This window comes from Natrialba magadii ATCC 43099 (assembly GCF_000025625.1).
GTDB classification, from domain to species: Archaea; Halobacteriota; Halobacteria; order Halobacteriales; family Natrialbaceae; genus Natrialba; species Natrialba magadii.
Genome location: NC_013923.1, coordinates 226,289 through 251,593 on the forward strand (window position 1 = coordinate 226,289; position 25,305 = coordinate 251,593).

Genomic DNA, 25,305 nt, shown 5'->3' on the forward strand with positions numbered 1-25,305 from the left:
AAGCGTATAGGCGGCTGCCCGCTACAGCTCCGGCTCGTCCAGCGCCACGTTGATCGCCTTCGTCTGCGTGTACTCCCCGAGCGTCTCGCGTGCACACTCCCGACCGATACCCGACTGCTTGTAGCCGCCGAAGGGGATGCCAACGCCGCCGCCGTGGTACTCGTTGATCCAGACGCTGCCCGCCTCGATATCGGCGGCAGCACGATGTGCGAGGCTGGCGTCCTGCGTCGCGACGCCCGAGGCGAGTCCGTAAGGGACGTCGTTCGCCAGCTCGATCGCTTCCTCGTAGCTCTCGAAGGTGATCAGACACTGTACCGGACCGAAGATTTCCTCCTGCGCCAGGCGGCTGTCGTTGTCCACGTCACCGAAGACTGTCGGCTCGTAGAACCAGCCCTCCTCGAGTGCCTCGGCTGCTGGCGGCTCGCCACCGGCGAGCAGGGTTGCCCCCTCTTCCTGCCCGATCTCGACGTAGTCGTCGACCTTCTCGTACTGGTCAGCGAACGTGAGCGGCCCCATCGTCGTGCCGTCGACGAGCGGATCGCCGGGCTCCCAGTAGTCGGCTGCGTCCAGGAACAGGTCGGTGAACTCGTCTGCGACGTCCTCGTGGACGAGGATTCGCGAACACGCATCACACGACTGCCCGGTGTTGTAGTAGATACCTGCCGCAGCGGTCTCGGCGGCCGCTTCGAGATCCGCGTCGGGGAAGACGACGTACGGAGACTTCCCGCCGAGTTCGAGCGTTACCGGCGTGACATCGTCCGCTGCCGCCTTCATCACCTGCTGGCCGACCGGAACTGAGCCGGTGAACGAGAGCTTGTCGACACCGCTGTGTTCGGTTAGCGGTGCGCCGGCGTCCTCGCCGAAGCCGTTGACGACGTTGAACACGCCATCGGGGAGGATGTCCGCAGAGAGCTGTGCCAGTCGCGTGATCGTACACGGCGCCTGCTCGGAGGGTTTGGCGACGACCGTGTTCCCCGCGGCCAGCGCAGCGCCGACCTTCCAGCCGGCCAGCGAGAGCGGATAGTTCCAGGGCAGAATCTGCCCCGCGACGCCGTAGGGCTCCTCTCGCGTGTAGACGTGGTTTTCCGTCCCGAACGGAATCTGCTCGCCGTGGCTCGCCTGTGCCACGGACGCGTAGTACTCGAAGAACTCGAGTGCCCCTTCGACTTCGTCGCGGGCAAACGCGAGCGGCTTGCCGACGTCGAGGGACTCGAGACGGGCGAGTTCGTCCACGTGCTCGCGGCAGACGTCCATCCAGTCGGAGATGAGGGTGGCCCGCTCGCGGGCGGTCGTATCGCCCCACTCGCCGTCGGCGGCGGCGCTAGCCGCCTCGACTGCGTCGTCGATGTCGGCTGCGGTGCCGCTGGCGACGGTCGTAATGGGTACCGCGGCTGCCGGATCGACCGTTTCGAACCGTTCTCCCGACGCTGGTTCGGCGTGCGCACCGTCGATCCAGTGGTCGAGAGTGAGTTCGGCTGTCGCGTCGTCGATTGCCGCTTCGTGTCGCTCGATGAGTGTGTTGTCGGTAGCCATGAGTTGTGTGTGGGTGTGAGTGAAGATGTGAGTGTAGTGTGGGTGTGAGTGAAACTACACTCGTCTCACACCGCTAACTACTCGACACCAACACTTAAATTTGGACTGTGTTTCCATTCCTCACACGTATTTGGCCAGTCGGCAGCTCCCGCAGATATCCTCGAACCCAATGACAGATTAGGCGAGTTGTGCCTCGACGAGTTCGCTCCCGGCATCGAGGAGGGACTCGAGTTGCTCGCCGGCCGGCGTCTCGGCGTACACTCGCATCTTCGGCTCAGTGCCGCTCGGGCGGATGAGAATCCAGGAGCCGTCCTCGAGGAGCAGTTTGTAGCCGTCGAGTGCGACGGTGTCGACGACAGATTGGTCGGCGATGGTGTCGGGAAGTGCCGCTTCGAAACCCGAGATGACGGCGTCCTTCCGGTCGTCGGGGCAGTCGACGCTGACCTTGTCCGCGTGGATTTGGCCGTACGTCGCGAAGAGCCGGTCGAGTCGGTCGTCGATCGGTTCGGTCGCGGCCGCTGCGGCGGCCAGCAGCGCGACAAGCACGCCGTCTTTGGTCCCGATATGGCCGTCGATAGTGAACCCGCCGGACTCCTCGCCACCGAAGAGGCCGTTGTACGTCGCCATGCCGTCCGCGATCCACTTGAATCCGACCGGCACCTCGTGCACGTCGGCACCGTACTCGCTGGCGATTCGATCGATCAGGAACGTCGTCGAAACCGTCCGGATGGCGGGTCCCGTCACCTCCGCCTCGGCAAGGAGCGCTTCGTAGATCACGGCGAACAGGAGGTTGCCGCTCAGGACGCCTCGATCGGGTGTACAGACCGTGATCCGGTCGGCATCACCGTCGTTCGCGATAGCCAGATCCGCGTCGTGCTCGGCGATGATCGACGGGAGGTCGGCGAGCGTTTCGGGACCTGGTTCGGGTGCGTTCCCGCCGAAAGTCGGGTCGCGGTCGCAGCGGTGGCGGATGACCGTCGCGCCGGCGGACTCGAGTAGCGCGTCGGTAATCCCCCGCCCGCTGCCGTGGATGGCGTCGTAGACGACGGTGAGGTCGGAGAGGTCCGTGCCGAGGTATCGGTCGGTGAGTCCGACAGCGTGCGTCGCGTGGATTTCGACGGGATTGTAGCGGGTGACGGTCCCGTGTTGGGCCTCTGGCAGTGGGTCAGGTGGTTCGATGTGGCTCTCAATCGCGTCGGTGATCGATGGCATGGCCGATTTGGCGTCGCCGGGAATGAACTTCACGCCGTTGTACTCCGGCGGGTTGTGCGAGGCCGTAACCATCGCCGCGCCGGCGAGGTCGCGGTCGACGACGGAGTGGGCGACGACGGGCGTCGGCAGGTCGCGGTCGGTGAGGAGGACGTCGAAGCCGGCACTCGAGAAGACGTCCGCGAGACTCGCTGCGGCGTCGGCCGACGTGGCTCTGGCGTCGTAGCCGACGGCGACGGTGTTTTCGGACGGGATAACGTCCTGTTTCTCGGTGAGGTACGCTGCGATACCCTGGCCGACTCGGCGCACGTTCTCGTCCGTGAAGTGGTCCTGGGTCGCGCGCCAGCCGCCGGTCCCGAAGCTGATCCGACTCATGTGATACCGTACCGAGGCGAGGATGATAAACGCTCGGCTCACGGGCCCAGTGGCTCGCCTGCACGTCGAAACGCACTCTGGCCAAGGAGGCGGCGCATACAGCCAACCACGCACAGTTAAGTCGACTCAGTGGCTGATTCTCGGTAATGTACGCCGTCGGCGTCGATCTCGGTGCAACGAACGTTCGCGCAGTCGTCGGTGATGACACTGGGACGATCGTCGGCCGTGCCAGAGCCAGGACGCCCCAGGGGCCGACCGCCGACGCGGTCACACGAGCAGTCCTCGACGTTGTTCGCGAAGCGTGTCGAGACGCGTCTGTCGAACCCTCGACGATCGCCGGTGCTGGCATCGGTTCGATGGGTGTAATCGACCGAGATGCGGGAACCGTGGGTCTCTCGTCGAATCTGGGAACCGAAACGGAATCGCTCGACCCTATCCCGCTCGTCGATCCGCTCGCGGACCTACTCGAGACCGACGCCGTCGTCCTGCACAACGACACGCTGGCGGGTGCGATCGGCGAACACCACCATACCCACCCCGACGTCGACTCGCTCGTCTACCTCACGATTTCCTCCGGCATCGGAGCCGGCGTGATCAGCGACGGCAGCCCACTCCTGGGAACGGACGGCAACGCCGGCGAGGTTGGCCACATGACGATCGACGCCGCCGGCCGCCTTCCCTGTGGCTGCGGCGCGGCCGGCCATTGGGAAGCCTACTGCTCGGGGAACAGCATTCCCGCACTCGCCCGGCTGTTGGCAGCGGATGGGGGTGAGAGGAAGAGCGAGAACGAGAACGAGGTCGAAGATGAGGACAGACACACGGAAACAGCGCTGCCACTCGAGTCCAACGACCTCACCGCCGCAGAAATCTTCGAGCACGCCGGCTCGGATCCGCTCGCGACGCACGTCGTCGACCGGGTCGCCGAACTGAACGTGCTTGGGATGGGGAACGTGATCAACGCGTACGCGCCGGCGGTCGTCAGCGTCGGCGGTGCGGTCGCGCTCAACAACCAGTCGCTCGTTCTCGACCCGATTCGCGAGGAAATTGAGTCACAGCTCGTCGTGCAGACGCCCGAAATCGTGTGTAGCGATCTCGGTGAGGAAGCGGTTCTGCGGGGTGCGCTTCGCTGTGCGTTCACGGGTACGAGTGGCGGATTAGACGGCTGACCGGCGTCTCAGCCCGCCAGTCAGAACCGCTTCTCCTCGGTGTCGTAGAACCACTCCTCGGGGTAGGGATACCACCAGTCGTGAACCTGCGGGTTCCAGTCGATGACCCCCATCTTCGTCTGGCGGAACGCATCCAGCCCCTGCCGGCCGAGTTCGCGGCCAATGCCGGAGTGTTTCCAGCCGCCGAACGGAATCGCGTCGTTGTCGATCATCGGATTGTTGATCCAGACCATGCCCGCCTCCAGCGTCTCGTAGGCTCGCATCGCCTCCTCGAGATCCGTCGTGAAGACCGACGCGCCCAGTCCGAACTCGGAGTTGTTCGCCTCCGTGAGCGCCTCCTCGAAGCTCTCGACGCGACAGATCGGCGCAACCGGGCCGAACACCTCCTCGCGGACGATGGCCATCTCCGGCGTTACGTCTGTCAACACTGTCGGCTCGTAGAACCAGCCCGTTTCCTGCTCCGGTGGCACCTGCCCGCCGCACTCGAGTGTCGCGCCCTTCTCGAGGGCATCCTCCACCAGTCGCTCGACGTTGTCGCGGGCGGCCTCGCTGACGAGCGGGCCGATCTCGCTGGATTCGAAGCCGTTGCCGACGCGGAGTGCCTCGGTCATCTCGACGAGGCCGTCGACGAACTCGTCGTGGACGGCGTCGTGGACGTAGAACCGCTCGGCGGCGGTACAGACCTGTCCGGAGAGATGGAACGCTGCGGTGGTCGAGCCGGCGATTGCGACCTCCATGGGCGCGTGCTCGGTGACGATGAGCGGGTCGTTGCCGCCGGCTTCGATGACGGCGGGCATCAGCTGCTTGCCGGCCGCTGTGCTCACCTGCTGTCCGGTTTCGACGCCGCCGGTGAACGCGACGGCGTCCGTCCCGTCCGACTGGATCATCGCCTGTGCGGTTTCGCCGCGGCCGGTGAGACACGAGACGAGGCCGTCGGGAAGCCCTTTGAAGTGCTCTATGAACTGGAGCGTCGAGAGCGGCGTCTGCTCGGACGGCTTGACGATCACAGCGTTGCCGGCCGCGAGCGAGGCAGCGACTGTCCAGGCCGTTAGCAGGACGGGGAAGTTCGAGGGGACGATGTGAACGGTGACGCCGTAGGGAAACGCCCGGTCGAACTGGAACGACTCCGCCTGCGTCGAGCCGGGGACGTTCCCCTGGTCGTCGCGCGCCAGTTCGGCGTAGTAGCGGAAGATGCCCGCGACGTTTGCGAGTTCGCCCTCCGATTCGGGGAAGGGCTTGCCGTGTTCTCTCGTCATCAGCGTCGCGATGCGCTCGAAATCGTCCGCCTCGATCGAATCTGCAACCTCGTGGAGCGCTGCTGCACGTGTCCCTGCGGGTTCGTCGCCCCACGCTGACTGTGCCTCGACGGCTCCCTCGATGACGGCCTCGACCTCGTCGGGATCACAGACCGCAACGGAGCCGACGGGTTCCTCGGTCGCAGGGTCGATTACGTCCATGGACTCGAGTGACTCGCTCTCGCGGAAGGTGCCGTCGGCGAAGATGTGACGGCCGAACGGGTCGAACTCGGTCATTACGGTTCACCTCGATTTTGTGGTGTTCCGCCCCAAACTGGGGTGTTGTCCTGTGGTTGTGCGGACATTCCCTGTGGTTGTGTGGGCGTGTCCTGTGGTTTCGTGGGAGCGCTCATGGCTGACAGTCTGTCATCGGCACATGTACACTTTGCGCACGGTCTCGTGGACGCGGCAGGTGCCGGTCCAGCCGGCGGGAAAGGTTGCGATCGTCCCCGGCTCAATCTCGGTTACGGTACCGTCCTCGTGCGTGTACGTTGCACTGCCCTCGAGGAAGTGGCAGAACTCGTCGCGTTCGACCGTACACTCCCAGTAGCCCGGCGTGCAGGTCCAGATGCCGCTTTCGGACTCGCCGTCGGGACCCTTGTAGATGACCGTCCCCGCTGTGTGGGATTCGCCTTCGATCATGTCCGGAACAGGACCCCAGTCGTCGAGATCCGCAATGTCGATGTCGGTTGGGTTCGCAAGCGCGCGTACGGACGGCGATTCGTCGGAATCGGATGGGGTTTCAGACATTATCGTGATCCTCCAGTACGTCATCGAGCAGCCGCGCTGCCTTTTCTGTTCCGCTCTGTGCCTGCATGTCGGCCGAGGTCTGTGCGACGTTCGCCTGGATCTCCTCGTCAGTCAGGCAGGTCTCGAGTGCCTCGGCGAATTCCTCGGGCGTCCAGTCAGAGCGGTGAAGTTTGATGCCGTGATTCGTCTCGTCGAGTCGAGTGGCGTTGTCCTGTCCGTCCCAGACGTACGGCATAATGATCGCCGGTTTGCCGTAGTAGAGACACTCGTTGAACGTGTTGTTCCCGCCGTGGTGAATAACGACGTCAGCCTGCGAGATGGCCGACTGCTGGGGGAACCAGCTATCGATTTTGACGTTGTCCGGAATCTGTGTGTCGTCGTACTCGTCGATGTATTCGCCGACGTTCACGAGGAAGCGGTAGGGCTGGCTGCCGAAGAACTCGAGGAGGCGCTTCAGCAGGTCCGTATCGCCCGAGCCGAGGCTGCCGTAGCTCAGGTAGACGAGCGGATCGTCCTCGTCGCCGATCGGTGGGACCTCGTAGGTTTCGTCCTCGTCTCGAAGACAGCCGTTCAGGTACTGGAACCGGTCTGGGTCGAGTTCGTTCCAGCGGTCCCAGCGCAGTCGTTCGGGGTATTTGAGGAGGTTGAGGTATGGGGACGTCTCGAAGAACAGCCCGTGCGGATACGGCTCTTCGCCGTGTTCTCTGAGGAAGTCGTTGAAGTCGTCGTGGACCGGCGCGATCAGTTCGTCGTACCGGCGCTCGAACTCGTGGTGGCTCTCGACATCGTCCGCGCGACAGCCCGACAGGTACGGCGGAATATTGGGGTCTGGAATCTCGTTTTCTGCGCAGGAGACGATTCGAACCCAGGGGACGCCGTACTGTTTGATAGCCGGGAACAGAACGACGTTGTCGACGCAGATCAGATCCGGGTCGACTTCGTCCAGTACGTCCGGTAAGTCCTGCTGTGCCCACTTCGCGGTTTCGACGATGGCGTCCCAGCACTCCGTGATGTAGTTGTCGAGCTGGTCGTAGGGCTCCTTATCGAAGTTCGGGATGTGCTTGTTGATGAAGTCGTCCCAGTACTTCGATTTCTCCTCAGCCGTCAGTGACGGATCCGCCATGTTGACCTCGTACGTCTCGAAGCCGTGGTCTTCGAAGACCTCCGCCATTGGTGGATCGGTGAGGAAGACGGGTTCGTGGCCGAGTTCGCGACACTCCTGTGCGATGCCGACGGAATTTAGTGCTGGCCCGTATGCCGCTTCCGGGAAAAACGCGATCGTCTTGTCGTCGCTCATGGGTGAGCCACCCCGCTGGAAACGGAGCGCGTCGCGCAGCCAGTAGTGTGTGGGGTGTGTATGGTATATTTACCCATGATTGTGTATCTCTGACCCAGAGACCATAAATCATGCGCTGGGGCAGAATCGCAGGCAGCTACCGCGTTCGATATGGAGTGCTCGTCCCTCACAATGCGTTTCACGTATGGTGAAACGTTTTATATCTGCGCTGTAACCACATACCATGGGTGAGATAACCACGCCACGTCCGGTTCGAACGACCAAGACATCGTTCCGAATCGTCGAGTTCGTTCAGGAGCACGAACGGGCGACATTATCAGCGATCGCTGAGGGTGTCGACATCGCCTGTAGTACGGCACACAACCACCTCGCAACCCTCTGTGATGAGGGGTGGCTCATCGAGCACGATGGCGAGTACGAGATCGGACTCAAGTTTCTCCACTTTGGACGGTCGGCGTACTACCGAACGCCGCTTTTCAACACGGCCAGACAGCACGTCAACGACCTCGCCGAACGGACGAATCTGGAAGTCGAGTTCCTCGTCGAAGAGTACGGCCGAATCATCTCCATCGCCGATGTTATCCACGAGCCTCGCGGGTATGGTGACCCAGACAAGAGCACCTGGAGCGGCGTTGGCCAGTACTACCACATTCACAACACCGCCTCGGGAAAGGTGCTCTTGGCCGAATTCTCGGACGAGCGCGTCGATGAGATCCTCAACCAGTGGGGGATGCCCGCACAGACACCCTACTCGGTTACCGACCGGGAGACACTCGAGTCCCAACTCGAGACGATTCGCGAACAGGGGTACGCCGAAATTCATCAGGAGGTACTCGAGGGCTTCTCGAACATCAGCGCCGCAGTCTCACTCCCCGACGGAACCACCTTCGGTGCGCTCAGTATCGGCTGGCCGACCTACTTCTACGAAAACGGCGTCGAACCGGATATGATCGACAATCTGCTCGAAACCGTCGATGCCATCGAGGCCGATCTGGCGACCCAACTCGAGTCCGTCGACTATCGAGCGAAACCGTAGAACCGAGAGCGGAGCCGGCTGCTGTGAGCTTCGAATCGGCTTCCCCGATAGCCTGAAGGTGGGCTCGCTGTCACTATCAGAACCGTGTCTCGCTGCTACCAGGTGCTCGTTCCCGACGGTGGCCACCACGTTCCGCCTACTGTCGGACAAAAGGCAGTGAACAGTCGGTCGTGAATTCGTGGCGGTCACCGAGAGGGGACGCCACAGTTCTGCGACCGATCTTCGAATAGTTCTGTCCGATAGTGGTATCGTTGCGACCTAATCACCAACTTGCGACTGTCTGTCCCGCTATTTGCTGTTTTCCCGTTCAGTTACCGAGTGCGCCCTGTGTTTCACGATGCGTGAAACGTGAGTGTCGGCGAGCTAGAAAACAGTGATCGGCGACTTCAGCGCTTCTGGGGACTCTATCTGGGACTGTCTGTGATAACCACACAATTGTCTCTTGCTATCAAACATGAGTTCGATGCGAGCGACTGCACCGCTCTCCTGGAATCTGGCGAGTGATTACAGGAGTACGCTTGTAAATTCTTTCTGGCATGTCGGCAACGGGCACCCGTGCCTGCACCAGTTTCACAATGTGTGAAAAGAAGCCACGGTAGTGATGAACACAATTCTACAGCGACCGCATAGAATGAGACTGTCACTAGCTTCCACTGCACCTCCCACAATCGAACGCTCATACGTTCGCACAACACATGGCACCACGACCGTTTTACCATGTGTGAAATGGTCTGCCAAACCAGGTCAACGCATAGCACTCGAGACGACCACAGAGCGAAGTCGGCCGTTCGATGGAAGACGCTGGTACTCGAGTCGCGTGACAATATAGTAGCCACTGCAAGTCACTGCACACCTGCTCGCCAGCCTGCTCGGCGAGCAGTGTGTAACTAGTTGCAGTTGTTACTATAGCCTCATCTGAGAGTCGCCATCCAGCAGTCGACGGAAAAGAACACACTCGCAGTCCACTCGGGGTCGCGTCGGTATGAAGCGGTCGGCGGATCTCGATCGCAGTTTGTACGGTTTGCTGTAAGTCATTTCCAGTGCAACTGCGACCCGTGCCGTAGTTGCGCCGGTAAATCAGTACAGCAATCCGTATCAGTTGCCCGCGCTGATGCTGATGAACTCGAAGTCGTCGCTGCGCGTATCGAACCGGTCGATCGCGAAGGTGTCGAGTGAGAACGGTGCATCTTCGCCAGTGAGCAGCGAGCGGACGGCGGTCGCGGCGACCGGCGCGGTCATCACACCGCGGCCGTTGAACCCTGTGGCGACGACGAGGCCGTCAGGTGCGTCCGCCGGTGCGTCGAGGATCGGTCGTGTGTCGGGCGTCGCACCGTCGACACCCGCCCAGCCGTCGACGTAACCCGCTTCCTCGAAGCCTTCGAGGAAGGTCGGGACGAGCTCGGCAACGTGATTTCGGAACTCCGCGTCTGCCTGTCCGCTCGCACCCTCCGGATTCTCCTCGGCAAACGACCAGCCGCCGATGAGGAAGTCGCCGTTGTGCTCCGGTCGGAAGTAAACGTGCTCGCCGGGGTACCAGCCCATCGGGAAGCCGTCTGGAAGCGGTGTTTCTGGCTCAAGAACGATACACTGCGTGCGATAGGGTCGGACCGGAATCGGAGTGTACTCGAGAAGGAACTCGCGCGTGCGCCACCCGGCGGCACAGACGACGTGGTCGGCCTCGGCGCGGCCGTCTTCGGTTTCGAGGCCGGTGACTTCCCCGTCCTCGACGAGCAGGTCGTGAACGGCCGTGTCGGTGTGGAAGGTCGCGCCGTCGTCGCGCGCGTCGTGGTGGAGCGTAATCGCGAACGTGTAGGGGTCGACGAAGCCCGAGACGCCGTGTTCGATGACGCCCGCGTGATCCGAGAAGTCGAACGTGGGATACGCCTCGCTCGCCTCCTCGCGTTCGAGATAGCGTACGGGAAGGTCATCAGCCGCGACTCGCGAGGCGTAGCGGCGCTTTTCGTCCTCGCGATCCGGCGTGACGAGCCCAATGCTCGGCAGTTCCGTGTAGGAGAACTCGCCGGTGCCGTCGTACTCCCGGAAGAAGTCAACCGCGTGCCAGCCGACCGCTGGCTCGTCCTCGTAACTCGAGAGCATCGTGATCTCGCCGGCTGCGAGTGCAGAGGCTTCGCTCGCGAGTTGTCCCTTCTCGAAGACCTCGACGTCGTAGTCGGGTGCGAGTTCGCGTGCGACGGCGCAGCCGATGACGCCACCGCCGACGATGGCGACGCGCTCGCTCATCGTGGGGCCTCCGAACTGTAGTGGTTCGATTCGGCTTTCGATTCGGCGTTTGTTTCGGCTGCAGAACGGTCAGAATCGTCGCTCTCGGTTCCCTTGTGATCGGCTCTGATCGGTTCAGTCGTCGTGGTCGTGATCATGCTCGTTCCCATCGTTGCTGCCACGGTCACTATCGGTGTCGGTCTCGGATTCGATGCCGGTCTCCGTTTCGAGGTTCGCGTTCGATTCGAGTCTGTCATTCGTACTCGTGATTCACCTCGTTGAACGCATCCTCAGCGATCGACAGCGCACGGTCGATTTCCTCCTCACTGTGCGTGTAGGTGGTAAAGAAGCGCTCGCTCTGCATCGGGTTGCCAAACAGTGCGCCGCCGGCTGCCGCCTCGCGCCACCAGTCGGCGTACTGCTCGCTGTTCGCGTGCCAGGTATCCCGGTAGTGTCGGATCTCGTGGTCGGTCATGTACACCTGGCCCATCGAACCGACGTACTGAACGTTGACTGGGAGACCCACGTCGTCGGCGACCTCCTGTAGTCCCTCAAACAGGCGTTCGCCCATCCGGTCGATGTGCTCGTAGACGTCCTCGTTCTGCAGCACGTCGAGCGTCGCGAGCCCAGCCGCACACGAGACAGGGTGGCCGTTATACGTCCCGCCGTGGAACGCCGAGCTGTGCCACGATTCGGCGTCCTCGTCTTCCGGCGGTTCGATTTCGGCCATGATCTCGCGCTTGCCGCCGAAGCCACCGACCTGGTAGCCGCCGCCGGCCGCCTTCGCGAACGTCGTCATATCCGGTGTCACGCCGAACCGACCCTGCGCGCTGGCCGGGCCGAGACGGAAGCCGGTCATCACTTCGTCCCAGATGAGGACGATGTCCAGTTCTTCCGTGAGTTCGCGGAGGAACTCGTGGTAGCCGTCCTGGGGTTTCAGACAACCCGCGGAGAACATCACCGGTTCGATGATGACTGCTGCGAGGTCGTCTGCATGCTCGCGCAACACTGCCTCGGTGTTCTCCTTGTCGTTGAACGGAATCGCAACGACGGTGTCCTCAACGACATCGGGAATCCCGGTCCCGTACGAAACGGTGTTCGGCCGCTCCTTCGGCCCGAGCGCCTCCTCGTCCGCGTAGACGCTCATCAGCGCGTAGTCGTGTGCCCCGGCGTAGCCGCCCTCCGGCTTCGCGATGAGGTCGTTGCCCGTGTACGACCGCGCAGTTCGGATCGCGTGCATCGTCGCTTCGGTCCCGCTGTTCGCGAGTCGAACCTGTTCGATGCTCGGTGTCATCTCGACGATCCGCTCCATGAACTCGATCGCGATCCGCTGGGGTGTGGCCGTCAGATCGGCTCGTTCGGCCTGCGCCTTCACCGCCGAAGTGACATCCGGGTGATTGTGCCCCAGGATGATCGGGCCGAGTGCCAGCAGGAAATCGAGATACTCGTTGCCGTCGATGTCCGTCACCGTCGAGCCCGATGTCTCCTCGACGTAGAAGGGATACGGGTCGAACGATCTGACGTTCGATTCGACACCGAGCGGCGTTACTTCGGCTGCTCGTTCGTGTAACTGCTCGCTCTTCGGTGTCTGCTCACGAAGTCGTCGACTGTGGTCATGCCTGTTGTCACCAGGGCTCATTGTAGAAAGGAGGGGTAGTATTTTATTAATACTTTTGGGGAAATGAGCGGAGACGATTCTCCATATCTAGCAGCGTTCCAACAGCGTCCGAGAGAACCGCTCGCTCCGATGGCAGACTGGGACGGTCCAATCGCGCTATTCGTCGCCGTGACAGTACCGCCCGAAGTTCTCGAGGACCCGCGTCGCGTTCGAGTCCTCGAACGAGTGATCACCATCGGCCCAGTCGCTTGGTTCGTCGCGGACACGCTCGGTAAACTCGGGGTGGAACTGGACCGTCCAGATCGGTGCCTCGGCGTGTCGGCTACAGAAGTGTGCGTTGTACGCCGTCTGCGCGGTGGACTCGAGTGCATCGGCCGGATCGACGACGAGGTCGGCGTGCAGGACGGGGACGACGGGGTCGAGGTCGGCCAGTGCGCGGTCGTCGCCAGCGGTGGACTCGAGTTCGACGAACGTCGCGCGTCGTTCGTCCTGTTCGACGATGCCGCCGAGCGCCTGATGGATGAGCTGGTGGCCGAAGCAGACGCCGAGCAACGGCACGTTTTCGTCGCGACAGCGGCGGACGAGTGTTTCGGCTGGCTCGATCCAGTCGGCGTGCTCGTCGTCGTAGACGCTTGCAGTACTACCAGACAGGATGACGCCATCGTACGGTTCCAGATCCGGCTGCACCGGCTTGTCGACGAAGACGCGATATTCCGTCTCACCCGGTGTGAGGCGGGCGATTTCGGGGGCGAGGTAGCGGTAGTCGGGTTGCACTTCCAGGTCGAGGACGAGTATCATTGGTCAACACATAGTGTGGGTCCGTAATGATTCTGACGGGAAGCGGTGTCGTGAGAAGGTGGTCGGCGGAGTGAGTGGAGCGGGTTGGCGTCGTGGTGTTCGTGATCGGTGCAGTGACTGCGGTGAGCGGAGCGGTTGGCGTCGTGATGTGCGTGGTAGGTGTAGTGACTGCGGTGAGCGCAATGAGTGTAGCGAGCGAGGTGGGCGTATGAAACGTGCGTGGTAAGCAAGATAGCCAACACGAGAGGTGCGTTTATGTATGTCTATGACACACAATCTCACGAACCGACTGAGACGGTCGGCACCAACCCAATGACAGAACACATCCTCATCGTTGGAGGCGGTATCGCAGGACTCAGCGCAGCTCGTGAACTGGCACCGGATCACGACGTGACGGTACTCGAGCGCGACGCGATTGCAAGCGGCGCAACCGGTCACGCATCGGGGCTGGTTAGCGTGGTTGCAGACTACGCCGAGCGGCGGGAAGCCGCCCGCTACTCGATTGAATCGTTCCGGGAGTTCGACGGCACTGGCCAGTTCTCGTTTCACGAGCGGCCGTTCGTCCAGCTGCGGACGACACCGGAGCTTCCGGGGCTACGCGAGGAGGCCGCAGACTTCCGGGACGACGGCTTTGCGGTGACGGCACACGACGGTGCGTCTCTCGCGGACCGCTATCCTGACATGTTCGATACGTCGGCACACGCTGGCGCGGTCGTCTTCGACGACGCCGGCTGGGTCGATCCGTACACGTACGCGGCCACGTTGGCAGACGAAGCGGTAAGCGAGGGCGCGGAGATACGGACGAACACCGAGGTAACCGAGCTCATCGTCGATGGCGGAACTGCTCGCGGGGTTCGCACCGACGACGGCGAAGTCCGCGCCGACCAGGTCGTCGTCGCCGCAGGCTGGCGCACGCCGGACCTCGCCGGCGTGGACCTCCCGGTTCGTCCGTTCCGCTACCAGACGGCCAACCTCGAGACAGGGGCCGAGATTAGTGACTATCCGATCGCCTGGGACCAGGAGTCACGGCTCTACTGGCGGCCCGAACACAACGGCGACCTCCACGTGGGTGGCGGGGCCTACTACGTTTCCGAGCCGGGTTCGATCCGGTCGACGACAGTCGAGGGATTCAAACGGCTCGTCGCCGGGACGATTCCGGACCGGCTCCCGGCGTTGACCGACGCACGATTCGCAACCGACGACACCTGCCCCTCCGGGGATGCCGCAACGCCGGACCACCTTCCGATCATCGACTCACCGTCGAACGGACCGACAGGGCTCGTCGTCGCGACCGGACTCCACGGCTTCGGCATCATGGCCGGGCCGGCTGTCGGCCGCGCGATTCGCGCACACGTCACCGATGAGGACGCCCCGTTCCCGCTGGAGCCGTACCGAGCCGACCGATTCGAACCGGATCCGTCGTGGGAGTTTCCCTACATCGCGCCGACGGCAGCTGAAACTGGTCCGTAGCCGGACCAACGTTGAGCAGTATTGCTTCGAATCAGGACCAAAACTGTCGTGAACCGCAACCTCGGCATCGACCGCAGCGACAGCGAGAGTGGCCGACCACGAGCTACAGTATCTCGATGTACTCGTCTCGCTCCCACGCCGTCGTCTGGCTGTAAAAGCGCTCGATCTCGTGGCGCTTCTGTGCGGCATACTCGGAGACGACATCTTCGCCCAAATATTCCGTGAGTACCTCATCGGCCTCCAGACGGACGATCGCCTCTCGCGGCGACTGGGGCAGCGTCGGTCGTGACCCGGACGGGTCCCCCTCCGACGGTGCGGGCGGCTCGAGTTCGGCCTCCAGGCCGTGCAGTCCCGCAGCCAACGTCGCCGCGACGACAAGATAGGGGTTGGCGTCGGCACTCGAGATGCGATTCTCGACGCGGGTCGTTCCGTGCCCGGGGACGCGTATCGCTGTCATCCGATTTCCATAGCCCCAGGAGGCTGAATAGGGCGCGAACGTACCCGGCTGGTAGCGTTTGAATCCGTTGAGGTTCGGCGTCCCGAGCGCGGCGAGTGCATCGGCGTGTTCGAGGAGCCCGCCAACGAAGTGTCGCCCCTGCTCTGAGAGGTCGCCGTCGGTCCCTTCGAGGACGTTCTCGCCGTCGTCGAAGAGACTCACGTGGAGATGGTAGCCGCTCCCGGCCCGGTCGGTGAACGGTTTCGCCATAAACGTCGCGTGCTGGTCACAGGCTGTCGCTGCGTGCTTGACGAGTTCCTTGAACCGAAACGTCCGGTCGGCCTGGCCGAGCGGGTCGCCGTGCTTGAAGAGAATCTCGATCTGTCCAGCGCCGAACTCGTGATGGACGGTCGTGAGATCCAGTCCAAACGCTGACGCCCAGTCGTAGACGCAGTCGTAGAACGGAGACACCTCCTCCGTCGCCCGCGTGAGATTCTCGTGCTTGTCACTCGTCGCTGGAACATAGTTCGTCCCCGTTTGGGTTCCTGCTCGCATCTCGTCGCTGCCGTTGCTATTCCCCACCTCACCGACCGACTCGAGAAGGAAGCACTCGAGTTCACTGCCGACAGACGCATCGAGTCCGAACTCGGTGATCTGTTCGGCGACGGACTGGAGGACGGTTCGTGGAGCGCCGGGGACCGACTGGCCCCGAAACTCGAAGTCGCAGATGACCCGGACAGCGTCGTCGCGCCAGGGGACACGTCGGCAGGTTCGTGGATCTGGATGGACGAGTGCGTCGGCGTAGTCGATCTCGTCGCCGTACTTCGACCCCTCTACAACGTCGCTTCGAGGCGTCTGTGTGAGTAAGGCGAGGTTCATCGTGAACCCGTCCTCCCAGGAGTCGAGGAAGTAGTCCGCATCGAGCTGCTTCGACCGGGACAGGCCGTTCAGGTCGGGAAATTCGATGAACACGTGATTAATGTCGTCGGCCTGCACCATCGACTCGAGCCGCGCTTCCGTGTCAGTCATTGTCAGTACTGAAACGGGGTAGACACCTTAAAAATATGGGTGCTCTCGGCCAGCATCGCTGACGCTGTTGCTTTCGAGATGAATTATATCCAATCACTATCGGGGACTGCCAATTCACGTTCAGACCCTCCCCTAGTTATTAATACTCCTGTTTCATACGACCATGTGTTGACATGCCAATTGGTAAGCAATCACGTAGGCGGTTTCTCACCGCAACGGGTGGTGCTGCGGCACTGGGAACAGTTGCAGGGTGTCTTGGTGGTGACGACGACGACGTCGTGAACTACTTCAGCTGGGGGGCGTACATCGACGACAGCTGGATTCAGCCGTTCGAGGAGGATACAGGGATCACGGTTAACACCGAGACTTACGAGTCGAACGCCGACGCGATCAACCAGATCGAGACCTCTCCAGAGGGAACGTACGACGTCTGGACGCCGTCCGCGCCAGGCGCAGACTTCGAGCGTGCATATCGGAACGACCTCCTCGATCCGATCGACCTGGATAACGTCCCCGGCTGGGACGAGTACATCTTCGAGGAGATGAAGCTCGACGACTTCTGGTTCGACGACGAACTCTACGCCGTCCCGATGACGTTCGGGTTCGACGGCGCAATCTACAACCACGAGGAGGTCGGCGATCTCGGCGACGAGATCAGCTACGACGTGCTCTGGGACGACGAGTACGCCGGCGAGATCACGAGCCGAGACGACGCGGCGACGCAGATTTGGACCGCAGCGAAGTACCTCGACCAGGATCCGGACGAGCCCGAGGATCTGGAGGCGGTCGAGGACGCGCTGAACGAACACGTCGACCTGGTGAACACCTACTGGACCTCCTCTGCGGAGTCGATCCAGATCTTCCAGCAGGGCGAGGCGTCGATTGGGACATCGTGGGACGGTGCCTACCACCGCCTCGCGGCGGAGGACGAACCGGTCTCGCTGGCCTTCTGGGAGGAAGGAACTATCGGCTGGATCGACTCGTTCTGTATCGCCCGCGGCTCGGAGAACAAAGAAGAAGCCGAGCAGTTCATCGACTACATGGTCTCCGAAGTCCCCCGGGCGTGGTTCGAGGGGCCGGAGTACATTGTCGTCTCCGACGCGGTCGATTACACCGACGAGGAACTCGACCAGTACAACCTCGAGATGGCACTCGAGAACACCGAGTTCCCGGCGTACAACGACGACGATCAGATCCAGACCTACGACGAGATTTGGACGGACGTCACCGTCTAATCGCTGAGAGGGTATTCTACGTATGACTTCAACACTACACGTCGATTCCGTGACGAAGGATTTCGGCAGCGTTCGCGCAGTCGAAGATGTCAGCTTCACCGTCGATGAGGGGAAGTTTGTGACCTTGCTCGGTCCCTCCGGGTGTGGCAAGACGACGACACTGCGGATGATCGCCGGCTTCGAGACGCCGACGGAGGGTCGCGTGCGTCTCGGTGACCACGACATCACCATGGAAGAGCCGTATCTACGACCGACGAGTATGGTCTTTCAGAGCTACGCATTGTTCCCGCACAAGACGGTCGGCGAGAACGTCGGCTTCGGGCTGAAGATGCGCGACGTTCCTGCTGACGAGCGATCCGACCGGATCGCGAAGATGCTCGATCTGATCGAGTTGCCGGGGATCGAAGACCGCGGCATCGACGAACTCTCCGGCGGACAACAACAGCGCGTTGCGCTGGCGCGAGCGCTGATCACCGAACCCGAGGTGCTGTTGCTCGACGAGCCACTCGGCGCGCTCGACCTGAAACTGCGAAAGAACATGCAAGTCGAACTGAAGAATCTGCAGGAGGAACTCGGCATCACGTTCGTCTACGTCACTCACGATCAGGAAGAAGCGCTGACGATGAGCGACGAGATTATCATCCTCAACGAGGGCGAAATCGAACAACGCGGCACGCCGACGGAAATCTACGAGAGCCCACGAACCAGGTTCGTCGCCGACTTCATCGGCGACACGAATCTGCTCGACGGCACCTACGTCGAGAACGGGAACGCTGCCATCGTCGAGTGTGGAAGCGTCGATGTCCCGATCGACTCGCTCTCTGCGGCCACGGACGGCCAGTCGCTTTCCGTGTCCATTCGCCCGGAGAAGATCGCACTCGGCGATGGGGCAGGGAACGGGAACGGAAACTCCGTGACACTCCGCGGCGAAGTCGAGGACGTCATCTACCAGGGGAACGTCGCAAAAGTGCACGTCACCATCGACGGCACCGAACTCGTCCTCGAACAGCAGGTGATCGACACGGTCAACCTCCCGACGCCAGGCAGCGAGTGTACGATCAGTTGGGATCAGGAGAACACCAATGTCCTCACAGGATGACGTCGCTACGGATCCGGTCCGCTCTCAGCGAACACCGGAAACCGGCACGCTTCGCGAGCGGATACTCGAGTGGGCAGACAGCGAGGTGTTCAAGGGCTCGATCAGCCTCGGCCCGGTCCTCATCCTGCTGACCGTCTTTTACGCGGTTCCCGTCGCGTTGCTGTTGATCTACAGTATCTTCGTCGAGGATCCGTTCGCGTCGGGGCTGACGTTCGAACACTTCGGACGGTTCATCGATGTCTCGGCGATCACGTCGCTGCAGTTCGGTGAGTTGTCCTACGTGCGGTTGCTGGGCCGATCGATCGGGATCGCCGTCATCGTGACGGTGTTGTCGCTCGTGATCTCGTATCCGATCACCTACTACCTCGGACAGTACGCACCCGAACGCTGGAAGATCGCGCTCGTGATGCTCGTGATTATCCCGTTCTGGACGTCCTACCTGATCCGGACGTACGCGTGGATTCCGATCCTCTCGAACAACGGGTTCATCAACAGCGCGCTCACGACGGTGGGCTTACCGACGTTACCGCTGTTGAACAACTATATCGGGAGTATCATCGGGCTCGTCTACGTCTTCGTCCCGTTCACGATCCTGCCACTGTACGCGAGTATGGAGGGACTCGATTCGTCGCTGATCGAAGCAGCACGCGACCTCGGTGCTTCGCGCTGGGAAGCGTTCCGTGAAGTCGTCTTCCCGCTCACGCTCCCTGGGGCGCTCGCCGGTGGCGTCTTCGTCTTCATCAAGACCGCAGCGGCGTACGTGACGCCCTCGCTGCTCGGCGGGACCAGTGGCCGAATGTACGCGCAGGTGATCGAAAACCAGTTCGGCACCGCGTTTAACTGGAACTTCGGCGCTGCGCTAGCGGTGATTCTGGTCGTGGTCGTCCTCGGAACGATCTGGATCGCTATGCGGTGGGGAATCGACGTCAAAGGCTCTCGTGGCCTTGGCGGAGGTGGCCTATGAGCGTTGCCGACTCCATCCGCGATCGGGTCGGCTCCGATTCAGATCCCAACGACGGTGCCGGGAGCGGGTTGAAACTCGTGACGTTGCTCACGTACCTGTTCCTCTACGGTCCGATTCTCGTCGTCGTCCTCATGTCGTTCGACGCCGGCCGATACGGGCTGCGCTGGGACTTTACGACCGAGTGGTACGCGAGCCTCGCGACTCGAAGCGACCTGATCGACTCGCTGTGGCTGAGCATCCAGATCGGCATCGTGGTGATGATCATCTCGACGGTGCTGGCAGTCGTTGCAGCGTTCGGCCTCTCACGATTCGACTGGCCGAAGCGAAAGGGACCGATCGCGACCTACCTCATCTTCGTCCCGCTCACGCTGCCGATCATCATCTACGGGATTGGGCTGTACGTCTTCTTCACACAGCTCGGGATCGGCCGTGGCTTCTTCCCGATCGTCGTCGGCCACGTGCTCTACACGTTGCCGTTCGCGACGCTCGTGGTCGGTGCAGGCGTCATCGGCCTCGACCGGACACTCGAGGAGGCCGCGATGGATCTCGGCGCGGACCCGCTGACGACGTTCCGCGAGGTGACGCTGCCGGCACTAATGCCGAACATCGTGGCGGCGGCGCTGTTCTCCTTTACGCTCTCGTTCGACGAGTTCCTCATCTCGTTCTTCGTCAGCGGCGGCGGTGCAGTGCCGCTGCCAGTCCGTATCTGGGGCATGGTTCGAGCGGACATCGAGCCAGAAGTGTACGCAATCAGCGTGGTCGTGTTGCTCATCAGCATCGCCATCGCGGGGATGGCGACGCGGCTGCGGCGGTTCTAACGACAAACGGGACCGCTACAGCTCCCGTCCCAGTTCGTACCCTTCTCGAACCGCTTCGTCGAGCGAGCGCGGCGCCCAGGAGTCACCGACCCGATGAACCGGCACGTCCGTCTGCGCCGCCGCCTCGCGGAACGGCTCGTAGGCTACCTCTCCGCGGTGAGCGAAGACGACCACGTCGATATCGTTCCGCCGCTCGCGGGTCTCGCTGTGGATGTTCTCGAGTACAACGTCTGTCCCGGCACCCGTGTCATCCGCAGCACCGATTTCGGCGACTCGCGTGTGCGGCGTGAACGTGACGTTTCGCTCCGAAAGCGTGCCGAGGAGCTGGTTCTGGACGTACTGCTGGACGTTTTCGCCGGGCGAGTACGTCGCCGTCGCGAGTTCGACGCTCGCTGCGCGACCAGACTCGGAACACGCCATAGCCACGTCCAGTGCGGCCTCGTTGCCGTCCCAGTCCGAGACGAGAACGGTGTCGCCGCGGACGCTATCGGGGTCTGCGAGCAGTTCGCCGGGCGTCAACACACGCGCATCGGCGGTGATTGGAATATTCGGCACGCGGCCAGCCGCTCCTGTCGCCAGCACGACGGCGTCCGCCGAGTCGTCTGCGTCTGCGTCTGCGTCTGCGTCTGCGCCTGCGTCCGCGAGTTCGGCTGGTTCGAACCGCGTCTCGAGTTGGACGTCGACACCCGCGTTCGCCGCACGGGTCGCGAGCGTGTCGATCCAGTCGCCGAACGCACCGCGATGTGAGAGGTCGGCGTAGTGGCGAACCTGGCCGCCGAGTCGATCCGCTTGCTCGAGGAGCGTCACGTCGTGGCCGCGGTCGGCTGCGGCCGTCGCACAGACGAGTCCGGCGGGGCCGCCGCCGACGACGGTCACGGCCGAAGCTGTTGAGACAGTCTCGTCGTCCGCAAACTCTCGCTCGCGTCCCGTCTCGGGGTTGACCGTACAGCGGATCGGGAGCCCCTCCTGGTATCTGCCGATACAGCCCTGGTTGCAGGCGACACAGGGCGTTACGTTCTCGCGGTTGTCGGTCGCCACTTTCCGAGGCAGCGACGGGTCGGCGATGAGCGCTCGCGTCATCCCGACGACGTCGGCTGCGCCCTCTCGAATCAACTGATCGCCGATTTCAGGCTCGTTGATCCGCGAGGTGACGATTACCGGGACATCGACGAGTTCCTTGACGGCCTCTCCGGGCTGTTCGACGACGCCGTGGTCCTCCGTCGCCGGCGGGACGATGTAGCTACAACTTCGGTGGGTACTCGAACTGCCGACGACGACGCTCCAGTAGTCGAGGTCGCAGGCGGCGTCGATGTGCTCGATGATGGGGATCGTCTCCGAAAAGTCGAGTCCGCGGCGGTGGCGCTCTTCAGCGCTCAGTCGGACACCAACGGCGAAGCCGTCGCTGGTTCGCTCCCTGATCTCGTCGACGATGTCGACGGTGAACCGACAGCGGTTCTCGAGGTCGCCACCGTACTCGTCGGTGCGGTCGTTGAGATGCGGACTCCAGAACTGTGCGGGGAGGTAGCTGTGCGAGCCGACGATCTCGACGCCGTCCAGTCCGGCCCGCTCCATCCGCTCGGCTGCAGCGGCGAAGGAGTCGATCATCTCGCGAACTTCCGCGGTCGTCAGCGGTCTCGGGACGACCTTCAGTCGGTCGGTCGGCGTATCCGACGGCGCAGGGGCCGGCGGTGCGTAGTCGCCCGTGTAGCGCTCGCGGCCGCCGTGGAAGAGCTGTGCGAAGACGGCCGCGCCATCGTCGTGGAGCTGCTCTGTGACGGGTTCGTAGGCGTCAACGATGGCGTCCCGGCTCGCGTCGATCGTGTGCGAGGTCAGTAGACCGCTCTCGTCGACTGCGTGAGCTTCGAGAACGATCAGACCGGCCCCACCCTGTGCGCGGGCCCGGTGATACGCGGTGAAATCTTCGGTCGGGAGGTGATCCGAGACGAGCGTCGTCTGGTGGCCCGAGGACATGATTCGATTCCGCAGCGTGACGTCACCGATTGACAAGGGGTCGAAGAGACTCTCGTAACCCATACCTGCATCTTGGTATCATACAACACAAATGTATCGACAGCCGTGACAGACCGACAACGCATCACGGCCATAACTGCTATGCCAGTATCACATAACCTACAGACATGAGTGAACGTGGCGAACTGCAAAACGTGGTCGAGCACACCGAGACCGTCCACGAGCGCATCGGTGAGACGGTCGCAGTAACCGAAACGCAGTCGACGGAACTCGCGGCGCTGCGCCGCGAGATCGACACGTTGAGTGCAACGATGGAGGAGGTTGCCTCGAGTGCGACCGAGGTCGAGACGCTAACCGAGGAGGCGTCCGACACTGCTTCGAGCGGCGTCGAACGGAGCGAGAGGGTGAGCGAGCACGCCGATCAGGCATCTGCCGACGTCGAACGATTGCTGGACGCCGTCGAATCGGTCGGCGAACAGACCGACCGCGTCCACGAAATCGTCGACATCATCGTCGATATTGCCACGCAAACGCACGTACTGGCACTCAATGCGAGTATCCAGGCTGCACACGCCGGTGAGTCAGGAGCCGGCTTCGCCATCGTCGCAGACGAGGTCAAAGCACTCGCCGAGGAGACGGAGTCGAACGCGACCGAGATCCGCTCGGTCCTCGACACGCTGACGACTGACATCGAGACCGGACTCGAACGCGGCACCGAGACGCAGGGATCCGTCGAGGAGATGGTTGCGCAGGTCGACGAGATGGCCGACGCGCTGGGCGAGATTCAGCGCGCCGTCGAACGCTCGAGCGACGGCGTCCGCGAGATTGCAGACGCGAACGACGATCAGGCCGTCAGCGTTTCCGAACTGGCGACGCGACTCAACACGGTTTCCGAGCAGGCCCAGACGGTCCAACAGGAGATGACAGCGGTCGACGCCGACGCAGACGCACAGCGCCAGCGGATTCGGCACATTACGTCCTTCGTGGACAACCTCCCCGGCTACGCCTACCGCAACGAGAATGAAAAGGGCTGGCCGGTGCAGTTCGCCTCCGAGGGTATTGCCGAACTGACCGGCTATACGTCGTCACAGCTCGTCAGCGGCGAGGTCTCCGTCGGCGACGACATCGTCCACGACGACGACCAGGCAGCGATCTGGGAAACCGTCCAGAAGCACCTCGACCGGCGCGACTCGTTCGCACTCGAGTACCGGATGAACACAGCCAGCGGAGACGTCATTCGCGTCCGCGAGCAGGGACGAGGGCGGTACGACGAGAACGGCGAGGTCGTCGCCATCGAGGGCTACGTCTGGCGCGTTGACAACACCTACAAACAGATCGCACCGAAACGGTCTGCAGCGCACGACGGTGAGACGGAGCCAGCGCGCGAGCGCGACCGCGACCGATCCTCGACGGTCGGCGCAGAATAGGAACCCGGCTCAGAGCGTCTCGACGTACTGTTCTCGCTCCCAGTCGGTCACCGTCTTGCGGAACGACTCGAGTTCCGCTCGCTTGGCGGCGACGAACGCCTGGATCAGGTCCTCGCCGAGGCGAGCGGTCAGCGTCTCGTCGGACTCGAGTGCGGCGAGTGCGAGTTCGGGTGACTGTGGAAGCGGCGGCCGGTCGCCGGCGGGGTCGCCGGAGACGGGTGGTTCGGGTTCGAGGTCCCGTTCGATGCCGTCGAGGCCGGCCGCGATGGTGGCGGCGATGACGAGGTAGGGGTTCGCGTCGGCGCTCGGAATTCGGTTCTCGATGCGGGTGGTTCCGGAAGGGATTCGGAGGCCCGTCATGCGGTTGTCGTAGCCCCAGGAGGCGGTGTAGGGCGCGAACGAGCCGCGTTCGTAGCGCTTGAAGCCGTTGATCGTGGGTGTGCCGAGCGCGGCGAGGGCGTCTGCGTGGTCGACGACGCCGGCGACGAACTGGCGGCCGGTTCGTGAAAGGGTGGCCTCGCCGTCGTTGGTGGTACGCTCGCTCATATCCACGTCGTCCGCTTCAAACACGTTCTCGCCGTCCCGGAACGCCCCAATGTGGAGGTGATATCCACTTCCTGCGCGCCCGCCGAACGGCTTGGCCATGAACGTCGCCCACAGATCGTGACAGCGACCGGTCTGTTTGACCAGGCGCTTGAAATCGAACGTGTCGTCGGCCTGCCCCATCGGCTCGCCGTACTCGAACAGCACCTCGAGCTGGCCGGCACCGTGTTCGTGCATGAGCGAGGTCACCGTTGCGCCGTACTCCTCGCTCCAGGCCGCCAGATCGTTGTAGAACGCCGAGACCTCCTCGGTTGCCCAGGAAACACACTCGTGTTTGTGGGAGGTGATCGGCTCGTAGCCCGACCCAGACTCCGTCTCGGAAAGCAGGTAGAACTCGAGTTCGCTTCCCACGGTGAACTCGAAATCGACCTCGTCGGGGACGGACTCGAGTACCCGCGCGAGCGCGGTCCGGGGGGCGGCACCGACGAGGCCGCCGCCGTCGACAACGTCACAGAGGACACGGGCCGCGTCGTCACGCCAGGGGAGACGACACGCTGTGTGCGGAAGTGGCCGGAGTCTGCCGTCGCCGTAGTCGATCTCCTCGCCGACGCCGGAGCCCTCGGGGACGGCGTTGCGCGGTGTCTGTGCGAGGAGAAGGAGATTCACCGGAAACCCGGTCTCCCACGAGTCGAGGAAATAGTCGGTGCGTAGCTGTTTGGTACGCGAGATGCCGTTGATGTCTGAAAATTCGACGAAGACGTGGTCGATGTCGGGGTCTGAAAGCAGGTCGAGCATGTGCTCGACGTGGTCGTCGTCGTGCTCACTCGGTGTTGGTTCGGTCGCGTCAGTCATTGGCTCCTCCAGTGTGGGTGGCTCCAGTATGGTGGTGGTGATCGGAGGCGGTCACAGTCGATTCGGCCAGTCGCTGGCATCCCGCCGCAGTGCTGGAATATCGTCGGTGCCCGAAGGTGTCTGCTCCCATTGTCTGTTCGTATCGTCTTCCGTCTCACTCGACC

The 25,305-nt window shown here is 62.7% G+C and carries 20 protein-coding genes; 8 read left to right on the plus strand and 12 right to left on the minus strand.

Going from position 1 to position 25,305, the window contains the following annotated elements; genetic code table 11:
* Positions 1 to 21 precede the first annotated feature (21 nt).
* On the minus strand, positions 22 to 1,533 hold the full coding sequence (locus NMAG_RS18500; RefSeq protein WP_004214338.1) for an aldehyde dehydrogenase family protein: 1,512 nt from the start codon (positions 1,531 to 1,533) through the stop codon (positions 22 to 24).
* 177 nt (positions 1,534 to 1,710) lie between these two features.
* Positions 1,711 to 3,117, minus strand: coding sequence for a phosphohexomutase domain-containing protein (locus NMAG_RS18505; RefSeq protein ID WP_012996912.1), 1,407 nt, complete (start codon positions 3,115 to 3,117; stop codon positions 1,711 to 1,713).
* 146 nt (positions 3,118 to 3,263) lie between these two features.
* Between NMAG_RS18505 and NMAG_RS18510 the strand changes: the two genes are divergently transcribed.
* Positions 3,264 to 4,283, plus strand: coding sequence for an ROK family protein (locus NMAG_RS18510; RefSeq protein WP_004214348.1), 1,020 nt, complete (start codon positions 3,264 to 3,266; stop codon positions 4,281 to 4,283).
* A gap of 20 nt (positions 4,284 to 4,303) precedes the next feature.
* Here the strand turns inward: NMAG_RS18510 and NMAG_RS18515 are convergent, their stop codons facing one another.
* The 3 genes from NMAG_RS18515 to NMAG_RS18525 form a co-directional block, all read right to left on the minus strand.
* Entirely contained in the window at positions 4,304 to 5,815 is a 1,512-nt protein-coding gene (locus NMAG_RS18515; RefSeq protein ID WP_004214349.1) for an aldehyde dehydrogenase family protein, read from the minus strand.
* Positions 5,816 to 5,944: 129 nt separating this feature from the next.
* The gene (locus NMAG_RS18520; protein WP_004214350.1) at positions 5,945 to 6,328 is read right to left on the minus strand and encodes a cupin domain-containing protein; all 384 of its coding nucleotides are present in this window, start codon (positions 6,326 to 6,328) and stop codon (positions 5,945 to 5,947) included.
* On the minus strand, positions 6,321 to 7,625 hold the full coding sequence (locus NMAG_RS18525) for a glycosyltransferase (RefSeq protein WP_004214351.1): 1,305 nt from the start codon (positions 7,623 to 7,625) through the stop codon (positions 6,321 to 6,323). Before NMAG_RS18525 ends, NMAG_RS18520 begins: the two co-directional genes overlap by 8 nt.
* Before the next feature lie 223 nt (positions 7,626 to 7,848).
* Between NMAG_RS18525 and NMAG_RS18530 the strand changes: the two genes are divergently transcribed.
* Positions 7,849 to 8,661, plus strand: a complete 813-nt coding sequence (locus NMAG_RS18530; protein ID WP_004214352.1) for an IclR family transcriptional regulator — start codon at positions 7,849 to 7,851, stop codon at positions 8,659 to 8,661.
* Positions 8,662 to 9,756: 1,095 nt separating this feature from the next.
* Here the strand turns inward: NMAG_RS18530 and NMAG_RS18535 are convergent.
* The 4 genes from NMAG_RS18535 to NMAG_RS18550 all read right to left on the minus strand — a co-directional run bounded on the left by NMAG_RS18535 (position 9,757) and on the right by NMAG_RS18550 (position 13,297).
* Positions 9,757 to 10,902, minus strand: coding sequence for an NAD(P)/FAD-dependent oxidoreductase (locus tag NMAG_RS18535; RefSeq protein WP_004214353.1), 1,146 nt, complete (start codon positions 10,900 to 10,902; stop codon positions 9,757 to 9,759).
* Positions 10,899 to 11,051: a hypothetical protein gene (locus NMAG_RS22255; protein ID WP_004214354.1), complete on the minus strand. Its 153-nt coding sequence runs from the start codon at positions 11,049 to 11,051 to the stop codon at positions 10,899 to 10,901. The genes NMAG_RS18535 and NMAG_RS22255 overlap by 4 nt, the downstream gene beginning before the upstream one ends.
* A gap of 83 nt (positions 11,052 to 11,134) precedes the next feature.
* The gene (locus tag NMAG_RS18545) at positions 11,135 to 12,520 is read right to left on the minus strand and encodes an aspartate aminotransferase family protein (RefSeq protein ID WP_012996914.1); all 1,386 of its coding nucleotides are present in this window, start codon (positions 12,518 to 12,520) and stop codon (positions 11,135 to 11,137) included.
* 135 nt (positions 12,521 to 12,655) lie between these two features.
* On the minus strand, positions 12,656 to 13,297 hold the full coding sequence (locus NMAG_RS18550; RefSeq protein WP_004214359.1) for a type 1 glutamine amidotransferase: 642 nt from the start codon (positions 13,295 to 13,297) through the stop codon (positions 12,656 to 12,658).
* Between the two features lie 312 nt (positions 13,298 to 13,609).
* Here NMAG_RS18550 and NMAG_RS18555 point away from each other — a divergent pair, with 312 nt between their 5' ends.
* Complete coding sequence (locus tag NMAG_RS18555) at positions 13,610 to 14,767, plus strand: NAD(P)/FAD-dependent oxidoreductase (RefSeq protein WP_237076852.1); 1,158 nt, start codon at positions 13,610 to 13,612, stop codon at positions 14,765 to 14,767.
* A gap of 103 nt (positions 14,768 to 14,870) precedes the next feature.
* Here the strand turns inward: NMAG_RS18555 and NMAG_RS18560 are convergent, their stop codons facing one another.
* Positions 14,871 to 16,232 (minus strand): glutamine synthetase family protein, encoded by a 1,362-nt coding sequence (locus NMAG_RS18560; protein ID WP_004214362.1) that lies wholly within the window; start codon positions 16,230 to 16,232, stop codon positions 14,871 to 14,873.
* A gap of 173 nt (positions 16,233 to 16,405) precedes the next feature.
* On the opposite strand from NMAG_RS18560, the gene NMAG_RS18565 reads away from it, so the two are divergent.
* The 4 genes from NMAG_RS18565 to NMAG_RS18580 are packed head-to-tail and all read left to right on the plus strand — an operon-like array spanning position 16,406 to position 20,348.
* Positions 16,406 to 17,467, plus strand: coding sequence for an extracellular solute-binding protein (locus tag NMAG_RS18565; RefSeq protein WP_004214363.1), 1,062 nt, complete (start codon positions 16,406 to 16,408; stop codon positions 17,465 to 17,467).
* A gap of 22 nt (positions 17,468 to 17,489) precedes the next feature.
* On the plus strand, positions 17,490 to 18,566 hold the full coding sequence (locus tag NMAG_RS18570; protein ID WP_004214364.1) for an ABC transporter ATP-binding protein: 1,077 nt from the start codon (positions 17,490 to 17,492) through the stop codon (positions 18,564 to 18,566).
* Positions 18,550 to 19,530: an ABC transporter permease gene (locus NMAG_RS18575; protein WP_004214365.1), complete on the plus strand. Its 981-nt coding sequence runs from the start codon at positions 18,550 to 18,552 to the stop codon at positions 19,528 to 19,530. Before NMAG_RS18570 ends, NMAG_RS18575 begins: the two co-directional genes overlap by 17 nt.
* A complete protein-coding gene (locus NMAG_RS18580; RefSeq protein ID WP_004214366.1) occupies positions 19,527 to 20,348 on the plus strand; it encodes an ABC transporter permease in 822 nt (273 codons plus the stop codon). The genes NMAG_RS18575 and NMAG_RS18580 overlap by 4 nt, the downstream gene beginning before the upstream one ends.
* 15 nt (positions 20,349 to 20,363) lie before the next feature.
* Here the strand turns inward: NMAG_RS18580 and NMAG_RS18585 are convergent, their stop codons facing one another.
* The gene (locus NMAG_RS18585) at positions 20,364 to 22,382 is read right to left on the minus strand and encodes an FAD-dependent oxidoreductase (RefSeq protein WP_004214367.1); all 2,019 of its coding nucleotides are present in this window, start codon (positions 22,380 to 22,382) and stop codon (positions 20,364 to 20,366) included.
* 104 nt (positions 22,383 to 22,486) lie between these two features.
* Here NMAG_RS18585 and NMAG_RS18590 point away from each other — a divergent pair, with 104 nt between their 5' ends.
* Positions 22,487 to 23,746, plus strand: coding sequence for a methyl-accepting chemotaxis protein (locus NMAG_RS18590; protein WP_004214368.1), 1,260 nt, complete (start codon positions 22,487 to 22,489; stop codon positions 23,744 to 23,746).
* Between the two features lie 9 nt (positions 23,747 to 23,755).
* On the opposite strand, the gene NMAG_RS18595 is transcribed toward NMAG_RS18590, so the two are convergent.
* Entirely contained in the window at positions 23,756 to 25,141 is a 1,386-nt protein-coding gene (locus NMAG_RS18595) for a glutamine synthetase family protein (RefSeq protein ID WP_004214369.1), read from the minus strand.
* Positions 25,142 to 25,305 lie beyond the last annotated feature (164 nt).

Bases quoted from the DNA above. Each gene is read 5' to 3' on its own strand.
- NMAG_RS18585 (WP_004214367.1), bottom strand. From the start codon at position 22,382: ATGGGTTACGAGAGTCTCTTCGACCCCTTGTCAATCGGTGACGTCACG.
- NMAG_RS18565 (WP_004214363.1), top strand. From the start codon at position 16,406: ATGCCAATTGGTAAGCAATCACGTAGGCGGTTTCTCACCGCAACGGGT.
- NMAG_RS18555 (WP_237076852.1), top strand. From the start codon at position 13,610: ATGACAGAACACATCCTCATCGTTGGAGGCGGTATCGCAGGACTCAGC.
- NMAG_RS18560 (WP_004214362.1), bottom strand. From the start codon at position 16,232: ATGACTGACACGGAAGCGCGGCTCGAGTCGATGGTGCAGGCCGACGAC.
- NMAG_RS18545 (WP_012996914.1), bottom strand. From the start codon at position 12,520: ATGAGCCCTGGTGACAACAGGCATGACCACAGTCGACGACTTCGTGAG.
- NMAG_RS18500 (WP_004214338.1), bottom strand. From the start codon at position 1,533: ATGGCTACCGACAACACACTCATCGAGCGACACGAAGCGGCAATCGAC.
- NMAG_RS18590 (WP_004214368.1), top strand. From the start codon at position 22,487: ATGAGTGAACGTGGCGAACTGCAAAACGTGGTCGAGCACACCGAGACC.
- NMAG_RS18510 (WP_004214348.1), top strand. From the start codon at position 3,264: ATGTACGCCGTCGGCGTCGATCTCGGTGCAACGAACGTTCGCGCAGTC.
- NMAG_RS18515 (WP_004214349.1), bottom strand. From the start codon at position 5,815: ATGACCGAGTTCGACCCGTTCGGCCGTCACATCTTCGCCGACGGCACC.
- NMAG_RS18575 (WP_004214365.1), top strand. From the start codon at position 18,550: ATGTCCTCACAGGATGACGTCGCTACGGATCCGGTCCGCTCTCAGCGA.
- NMAG_RS18535 (WP_004214353.1), bottom strand. From the start codon at position 10,902: ATGAGCGAGCGCGTCGCCATCGTCGGCGGTGGCGTCATCGGCTGCGCC.
- NMAG_RS18570 (WP_004214364.1), top strand. From the start codon at position 17,490: ATGACTTCAACACTACACGTCGATTCCGTGACGAAGGATTTCGGCAGC.
- NMAG_RS18530 (WP_004214352.1), top strand. From the start codon at position 7,849: ATGGGTGAGATAACCACGCCACGTCCGGTTCGAACGACCAAGACATCG.
- NMAG_RS18525 (WP_004214351.1), bottom strand. From the start codon at position 7,625: ATGAGCGACGACAAGACGATCGCGTTTTTCCCGGAAGCGGCATACGGG.
- NMAG_RS18595 (WP_004214369.1), bottom strand. From the start codon at position 25,141: ATGACTGACGCGACCGAACCAACACCGAGTGAGCACGACGACGACCAC.
- NMAG_RS18505 (WP_012996912.1), bottom strand. From the start codon at position 3,117: ATGAGTCGGATCAGCTTCGGGACCGGCGGCTGGCGCGCGACCCAGGAC.
- NMAG_RS22255 (WP_004214354.1), bottom strand. From the start codon at position 11,051: ATGGGAACGAGCATGATCACGACCACGACGACTGAACCGATCAGAGCC.
- NMAG_RS18520 (WP_004214350.1), bottom strand. From the start codon at position 6,328: ATGTCTGAAACCCCATCCGATTCCGACGAATCGCCGTCCGTACGCGCG.
- NMAG_RS18580 (WP_004214366.1), top strand. From the start codon at position 19,527: ATGAGCGTTGCCGACTCCATCCGCGATCGGGTCGGCTCCGATTCAGAT.
- NMAG_RS18550 (WP_004214359.1), bottom strand. From the start codon at position 13,297: ATGATACTCGTCCTCGACCTGGAAGTGCAACCCGACTACCGCTACCTC.